The following is a 7,375-nucleotide window of genomic DNA, read 5'->3' on the forward strand; positions in this document are numbered from 1 at the left end:
ATCTTGGTAGTGAGGGCGTTCGCAGTAACCGACTACGACATCGCCGTCCCTCGGCCTAGGTGCACCGAAAGTAAGCGCGGGGCCATTTAACCGCGTGTCCACGATGCCTTGCAGCGCAGCTGGAACCGCATCCCGCTCGAAGGCGTACCAAATCAAATCGTTTTTCTTCATGGTCTCAATCAAAAAGGTCTTCGGGCTCGAAATGGGTGTCTTCCGCAAACGCGTTTTCCAAACGACGACTCGTTTCGCCGGTTCGATAAGCACTCAGCGTTGTTTTAGCCCGTGTTACCGCAGTGTAGGCGAGACGGGTCCTGTTCAGCGGATGCTTGGCCAGCTCTTCCGTGCCATACAGATGAACGGCGCGAAACTCAGTCCCTTTGGCCGAGTGGATTGTAAGAACGTGAATCCGGTGGTCACCAGTGAATCCACTATTCTCATCAAGACCGTGGAAGCAAATTTTATCCGCAAGCTCAGTCGAGCTAAACCTTTCCTTTAACTCAGCCATGGTCTCGTTTTTTCCGCAGAATATCCCAATGGTGTCTTCGTTATACGCATCAACTTGCACACGGAGGATGTCCAACATCGTCGCGAACTGATGGTCGCGAGAATCGCACGGGTACATCTTCGCTCGCGATTCCCCATACTTCGCTCGATCGTAGTTTGATGAATCCTCTAACGAGACCAGCCCTTCATCAACTGGCGACAGCTTGTCAGCCACTTGTGCAATTCGATGGCCAATGCGGAAGTGCTCCTCAAGCACATGACTGTCCAGTCCCAAAACTTCGGCAATGCCGAGACCATCTTGCTGGTAGATCCCCTGCTTAGTATCCCCGCAAATGCAGATTCGGTCACTGAGACAAAGCAGCTGCTCCAACTCGGCTATGGAAAGGTCTTGCGCCTCATCAACGAATATCGCGCTGTATTGCTTCTGAGAGTCTACTTTTTTGTTCGCCTCTTTCAGAAGTTCAACGGCGCGTGCCCTTGTTTCGTCATCKAACGAAGCTCCTTTTTCGACCAGCCGCTTACCAAGGTGATGCAATATGTGCTCTGACGCCCACGCGTGGTACGTCTGCACTTGCTGTGGCGTGATTAATTTTCGCGCGCCGATACCGCTACGGATGAAGTTCCTGAGAGCCTTGGTGAACGTCAGTATGAGAACATTTTTCTGACCCTTGCCGGCCAAATACTCGGCGCGTAGCAACAGCAAATTCGTCTTGCCTGAACCTGGCGGCCCTTCAAGCAAATGCCTGCCATCAATTGGTAAACGTATGAAGGCCTTCTGCCTCGGGCCCAACTCGTCAAACTTCCGCCACCAGTTGCTATTCATCCGTATGCCCCATTAAATATCCAACAGATTCTTTGATTCAAGAGTATCTATGTCATCCATAGCGTCAACGATGTCGAGCGCAGCACCAACTGCCCTGGCAATAACCCCTGTGATGTTGTTCACGGTCGTGTCGTCTGTGCCATCGATTGTCGCTTGGCATAGAGATTTCATGGGCGGCATTTGAATGGCTGCACTTTGACGCTCATGGCAAAGTACGGCTGCAATTTCAATACGAGCATCCCGCGCGAAGACGCCACCCTGCCAATCAAGATTTAATTGGCACTGTATAACCGCACCGTTCCCTGGCTCAAAGATATATGTGTAACTCAACCTGTCGGCACTCACCTTCGTCCGATTGGGTAACGTCGTACCGCAGACAGCTATGAGCTCGTTACGAATGTTGTCGTGCAGGGTTTTGGCGAAGTCATTGCGCTCAAACTCTAACCTGGCGTCCGCTGCGGCCTTGGATTGCGGTCCGGCAGTCATTCCACTTCTGGCAAGGCGACCTCGCAGCGCGTTCATCGGGTCGTCGGTATCCTCCTGCATGAAATCTTCCCAGCCAACGATTTGCAACCGCAAATCCAAGTCCTTTGTCAGGCAGCGCGCCGCTAATGCCTTCAAAGCGCGCAGCCGGCTAGCATTTCCTTCGGCGAAAGACGGCATTTTGGTAAGCACGGCTTTGCTAACTAGCCATCGGTTGCCAGCTTTCATTTCATAATCGAAGAGTTGCTTCTTCATGATCAAGTCGTGCAACACGGCCCCAATCTGATAAAAATTGAGCCCTTTCCAAAGTTTTGGAGCCGGCTCATCAAGCCTAAACAGATACTCCGGTGAACTGTATTGTGCAGTCGCCAAAAAAGGCCGCAGATTACCGTGGTCCGTTACTGCCGCGTCGACATCGTCAGCTGACTCGATATTCCGAGCTACTCCCAAATCAAGAAGCTTGAGACTCTTAAAATCTGCAGAGATTTTTATGTTTTCGGGCTTAATGTCTCGGTGAACAATGCCTTGATCCTCCAGAAATTTGGCCGCTACCACCAATTGCCTAATAAGATTGCTGACCTCTACGTCTGGCACTTCCTCTAAGACCTTGTTTAAATCGGGCCAGGTAACAAACTCCATTTCCATGACAGCAGTTCCCTCGGCTTCCTCCACGCGAAAAGTCCGAACCAGCGAATGGCATTCATGTCCGATCAGACGCCGCTGCACATCCAAGCGTCGACGCTCAGCTTCACCGACCTTTCCCTCAAAGAAACGCGGATCGAATACCTTGAAAGCTCGTCCTCCTTCAGGCCCGTCAACTTTGAAAATGGCAGCTGAACCGCCTGATGTCAGGTATTCCACAGCCGTGTATCCGCCTTTAGCGGTCAAATACCTTTCTAGCCTTTGAGTTATGTCTTTGATAACTGAGATATCTAGTGCAGGCATATATTTCCTCCTGAACCAAGAGTAACAGCACTACATTCATGATTGCAATTTTTCCAAGCAAAAACATGAATTAGGTTACTGGTAACGAATGAGGGAAGGAAAGAGAGCCGCGCGATAACAACGGAAAACCTAAAAGGAGCATCACAGTTCGACGCTCCCATCCCGTTTCATTCAGTATCGAGGATGGTGGACTGATAAATCTGACTAAGTCCTGTTACATCTGACGCCAGCATCTTGTAGCCAGGATAGATGACGCTCATGTGAGGAAGCTCGATCACGTACCGAGTACATCCATTTTTGTCACGTCCTGTAGAAAGCTTTCGGACCTCCCAGATTCCGTAGGCGCCCTCATTCAGCGATCGTTGCCCTTGAAAATAGAGCCTGCATTGACCTTGGTGATCAGCTGTCGTCGCTGCAACCTGCTCGACAGAAGTCAGGACGAAGCGACGCCAACACTCGACTCCGACCGATGCGCCAATAAGGATGTCCAGATGCCAAAGCGGCACATTCAAATCCACTTCAACACAAGAAAACATCCTACCTGATGCGCCAGGCAACGCTTTCATTAGTGGGTTTGAGATTTCCCACGCCTCTTCGACGATAAAGTACAAAGGTCAGCCTCGTGAAATGGAGGCAGTCACCTCTGGCGGGATATTCAGCACGAGCAATCTTGCGGCACATACCCAAAGCAACAGGCCAAACCCAAATGCCGGCATCAAGACAATCCCATACCAAAAGAAGTGCAATGCCGCCCCCTTGGAGCTGCGGACCCAGGCCCTCACATTTTGTATGCCATCAATGAATTCCTCTGCAGATTTCAAACGAACGACAAAGGTGCGTTCAGCGCTACCAAACGGCTTCGGGTAGGCCAAAACCAATACGGCGAAATCGCCTACGACGCCGGGCTTCAACGCGTCATAGATGGCACCAGGGACGACCACGCCCACCATTCGAGTCGTCTGCCCATCGCTTTTCCTGATGGACAGTGAATCGAGCAGAAAACAATCCTCCTCTCCTCCGCGCATCTGGACCTGGCCGACATGCCGAACCTCCCCAACTACTATCTTCCACTGACTCATTCGCATACCTTTTTAGCAAAGTAAACTCACAACGATTACTTTTGCCAATTATAGACGTAGTGTGAAGTTCAAATAAACCTACAAAGTTGATTTACTCGCTAAATTCTACTTTGAGGGTTGTCTGATGTATGATCCAAAGCGCCTCGTCGGCGAGCGAGTTCAGTTGCTGAGAAAGCGAAAAGGGCTATCTCAGGAGGAACTGGCCAGCCAGGTCGGAATCGACACGAAATCCTTAAGCCGCCTTGAACGAGGCGCGCATTTTCCTTCCCTCGAGACCCTGGACAAAATACGCGGCGAGTTGCACGTAGAACTGAAGGACTTTTTCGATTTCGATCGACATCCGAGCGCGGAGGAAATGCGCGACTTCATTATCCGATCAGCGCGCGATGCAGACTATGACGCCTTGGCGAAGATGGCTGAGGCGGTAAAAGCGGCGCTTTCGTAGTCGGTCAGCTCTCGCTTTGGCAGGGCGTTTTAGTAAACTGTTCGCGCTGGTGAAATCTACTTGCTCAATCATCCTAAGAAATATGAGGTTAGAAAGTTGCTCTCAAGAGAAATCCCTAATGGTCGTTGGCACAAGACGACGAACGGCGGCAAAGGCCTTTCCGAATGAGCAAGGAACAAAAGGCCCAGCGAGACCCTCTTGAGGGTACCCAAGTCATGAGCACCGTTGCCACTGGTGGCGGTGGGGGCATGTTCCAAGCGCGGGTCGGTGCACTGTACCTTGCAAACATGCTGACAGGGTTGCCGACTACCTTCGGCCTTCACGGGACTCGAGTCGAAACACTTCGCTTCGAAGCTCGCTACACCGGAGCTCACACAGACGATATTTACTGTCAACTGCGCGATAACGAGGGCAGCCGCCTTCAACTCATTCAGTGCAAACGAGGACTTGACTCTACGCCTGGTAACACGGAGTTCGTCGATGGGTTGCAAGGCGCTTGGAGAGACTTCCTGGGCGCGCAGGGAAGTCCTTTTGACCGGGCCAGCGATGTGTTGGTTCTAGCAACGATAGCCCCAGCAACGGCCGCCAATCGAGCGGCCAAGCGTTTATGTGAGCTATCGCGATCCTCGCTAAACTTGTCAGACTTTGTTCATAAAGTCGAGTCCAAGCTCTTTGACGCGCAACATAGGCGTACGTGGAATGCCTTTAAGGAGGTCTCCAGGAACACACTAGCCGACAAGTATACCGACGAACTCGTATTCGATCTCTTGCGGCGGCTTCGCGTCGACATACATGACTTCGGTACCGAAGGCTCACAAGAATTGAGTCTCACCCAAGCCCTGTTAGCTTCAGGCCAACCAGGGGACTCCGGCGAACAAGTTTGGAACGGCCTGTTCTCATACGTCTTCGAGCAAGGCATCACTGTGGGAACCGTCACTCGTGAGACCTGGAGAACGACCGCACAGGCTGGCATCCAAGAAGCCGTCGATCGTCTTACCGGAAAAACGGGCCTTGGCCACATCGCTGGGAGATTCAGCGACCGAGCAAGTCTTCAGCTCTCGCTCATCTCAACGAAACTTCCTAACGGCATGCACATTCCCCGCAGCCAATGCGTTACCGAAGTGCTAGCCGGATTCGATCAAAGGCAACTTGTCATTGTCACAGGTGGCCCTGGAGTGGGGAAATCAGCGGTAATGGCGGAACTCGCACCATTGCTACGCGAATCCTCCCCGCTCTTCTTCTTTCGGGCGGACGAGCTCGACGAGCCAAGCTTAGCTGGCGTCCAGTCACTCAATGGCATGCAAGACGCTGTTTCCAACATGGCGAGCCTCTTGGGCAGCGGTAGGCCGACAGTCGTCATCGATTCGCTGGAGAAGGCTCTCGAAGGAAGGAATCCGGGTGCTCTTGAGGAACTGCTGATGCTGGTCCGTCGGAACAAGGCCGCGAGACTCTGCATTACGACGCGCTCCTATGCACTAAACGCTCTCTATTCACTCTTCCTTTCAGAGTTCTCGTATCAGGTCGTCGACGTTCCTTTGCTGACAGACGCAGAGATCTCTGCCGCCGTAGCTGAGACTACTCTTGAAGATGTTGTTACTAAGGATAGCGGCGTACGAGAAGTTCTCCGAGCCCCCTATTACCTTCGCCTCGCGCTAAACTACACAGCAGCAGGGACACCTCTTCCTCAAGCCGCTGGCAACGACTTGCGATTGCTCCTATGGGGGGAACGAATCGCGCCAAGCAAAGGCCTGCCAGCAGGACTAGCCGCACGCCGCCGAGCAGCATTCGATGATGTCTGCTATGCGCGTACGGAACGCTTTGCTCAATTTATCGAAGCACCAAAAGATGCTGAGGCCGTGGCCTCTCTCGTTCAAGATGCTGTGCTAGTAAAGGATTTGACCGACCGGGTAGCTCCCGCTCATGACGTCTTGGAAGACTGGTCACTTTTCTTCAGAGCTGAACGCGAGGTGCGCGGCGCCGAGCGCGACTGGGGTGCGCTCTTCAACAAGCTCGGTTCACATGCCGGAATGCGCAGGGCAATTCGCACATGGACCGCGCAGCGTTCGGCCGAGGGCGATGAGGATGCCTATGCGCTGCTCCAAGCCGTCCTTAGACAAGACTCGACCATTCCACAGCTATGGCAAGACGAAGTAGCTATAGGCCTCTTGCGTTCCGAGCGGGTCAATGAACTTGTAGCTAAGCTCAGTAATAGTGTCTCCCTCGACAGCGCCAGTCTCCTGCAGCGCTTGAGCCATTTGCTACGCGTTGCGTGCAAAGGGCCGACGTCTATCGACTACTCTAGTTTGGCCGATGATTCAGAAAACAAAGAAATTGCGGCGCGGCTGGGAATGGCCGCCCCTGTTGGCAAAGCCTGGGACGTGGTTATCGAGTTGGTTGCTAGAGCATTCCCGAGCATGCCACCAGAATGCAACTCGTGGGTCGTCCAGCTCGCGGAAGACGCCACGTCGCACGATGAGAACTGGTACAAACCAAGCCAAAGAGTGCTCAATGTATTCAACATGGCTGAACAGTTCTGCTTGCGCGATCAGGAAAACTGGTATCGGGAGAACTCAATCGGGAAACGTTTCTATGCCCTTTTGTGCCGCTGCGCAGGTGCGGATTCCAATCGGTTCACCACATTTGTGGAGTCGCTTTTGCAGCGTCTTCTGGCTGAAACCGATGCACGCGATTTCTATGCGGAAGAACGGCTCGCTTTCTTCGTCAATGTCAAGAACTGCCGCGAGGCGAGTTTCTTCACTCCAGACTTAGCATGGAAAGTATTCTGGGCCCTTTACACGGAACCCGAGCCGGGTACTAACCAAGACTACAGCATCACGGGTTGGGAGACCGAACTGGGGCTGAGCCATCGTGCAGCTCATGAATTCTTCCCACCGTCGGTGCTACAGGGCCCGTTTCGCTCGTTGTTACTCTATGATTGGCCGAAGAGCGTACGCTTCGTGATTGACCTGTGCAACCACGCAGCCACCGCTTTTGCCAAAACGAGTGCAAATGAAATAACAATCATCCCGCAGGAGCAAAGCCCTAACAGTCGACCACACATTCACGACTTTCGTCTATGGGCTGCCTACCGTGGGC

Annotated in this window: 6 protein-coding genes; 2 read left to right on the forward strand and 4 right to left on the reverse strand. The window is 52.7% G+C overall.

What is annotated here, in order from left to right; genetic code table 11:
• Positions 1 to 175: 175 nt before the first annotated feature.
• The 4 genes from AB4Z11_RS17150 to AB4Z11_RS17165 form a co-directional block, all read right to left on the reverse strand.
• A complete protein-coding gene (locus AB4Z11_RS17150) occupies positions 176 to 1,327 on the reverse strand; it encodes a UvrD-helicase domain-containing protein (RefSeq protein ID WP_442026450.1) in 1,152 nt (383 codons plus the stop codon).
• Between the two features lie 12 nt (positions 1,328 to 1,339).
• Positions 1,340 to 2,755, reverse strand: a complete 1,416-nt coding sequence (locus tag AB4Z11_RS17155) for a protein kinase domain-containing protein (protein ID WP_442026451.1) — start codon at positions 2,753 to 2,755, stop codon at positions 1,340 to 1,342.
• Between the two features lie 167 nt (positions 2,756 to 2,922).
• Positions 2,923 to 3,366 carry a hypothetical protein gene (locus AB4Z11_RS17160; protein WP_442026452.1) on the reverse strand — a complete coding sequence of 148 codons (444 nt, stop codon included), beginning with the start codon at positions 3,364 to 3,366 and terminating at the stop codon, positions 2,923 to 2,925.
• Between the two features lie 3 nt (positions 3,367 to 3,369).
• A complete protein-coding gene (locus AB4Z11_RS17165; protein ID WP_442026453.1) occupies positions 3,370 to 3,834 on the reverse strand; it encodes a hypothetical protein in 465 nt (154 codons plus the stop codon).
• Between the two features lie 124 nt (positions 3,835 to 3,958).
• Here AB4Z11_RS17165 and AB4Z11_RS17170 point away from each other — a divergent pair, with 124 nt between their 5' ends.
• A complete protein-coding gene (locus tag AB4Z11_RS17170) occupies positions 3,959 to 4,279 on the forward strand; it encodes a helix-turn-helix domain-containing protein (RefSeq protein WP_442026454.1) in 321 nt (106 codons plus the stop codon).
• A 164-nt stretch (positions 4,280 to 4,443) separates the two neighbouring features.
• The coding region (locus AB4Z11_RS17175) for a hypothetical protein (protein WP_442026455.1) at positions 4,444 to 7,375 on the forward strand (2,932 nt) is incomplete at its 3' end.

Source organism: Pseudoduganella sp. RAF53_2 (assembly GCF_052113985.1).
Lineage (GTDB): Bacteria > Pseudomonadota > Gammaproteobacteria > Burkholderiales > Burkholderiaceae_D > Rugamonas.

Excerpts from the sequence above, each read along its gene's own strand:
- AB4Z11_RS17155 (WP_442026451.1), bottom strand. The coding sequence starts at position 2,755 with ATGCCTGCACTAGATATCTCAGTTATCAAAGACATAACTCAAAGGCTA.
- AB4Z11_RS17165 (WP_442026453.1), bottom strand. The coding sequence starts at position 3,834 with ATGAGTCAGTGGAAGATAGTAGTTGGGGAGGTTCGGCATGTCGGCCAG.
- AB4Z11_RS17170 (WP_442026454.1), top strand. The coding sequence starts at position 3,959 with ATGTATGATCCAAAGCGCCTCGTCGGCGAGCGAGTTCAGTTGCTGAGA.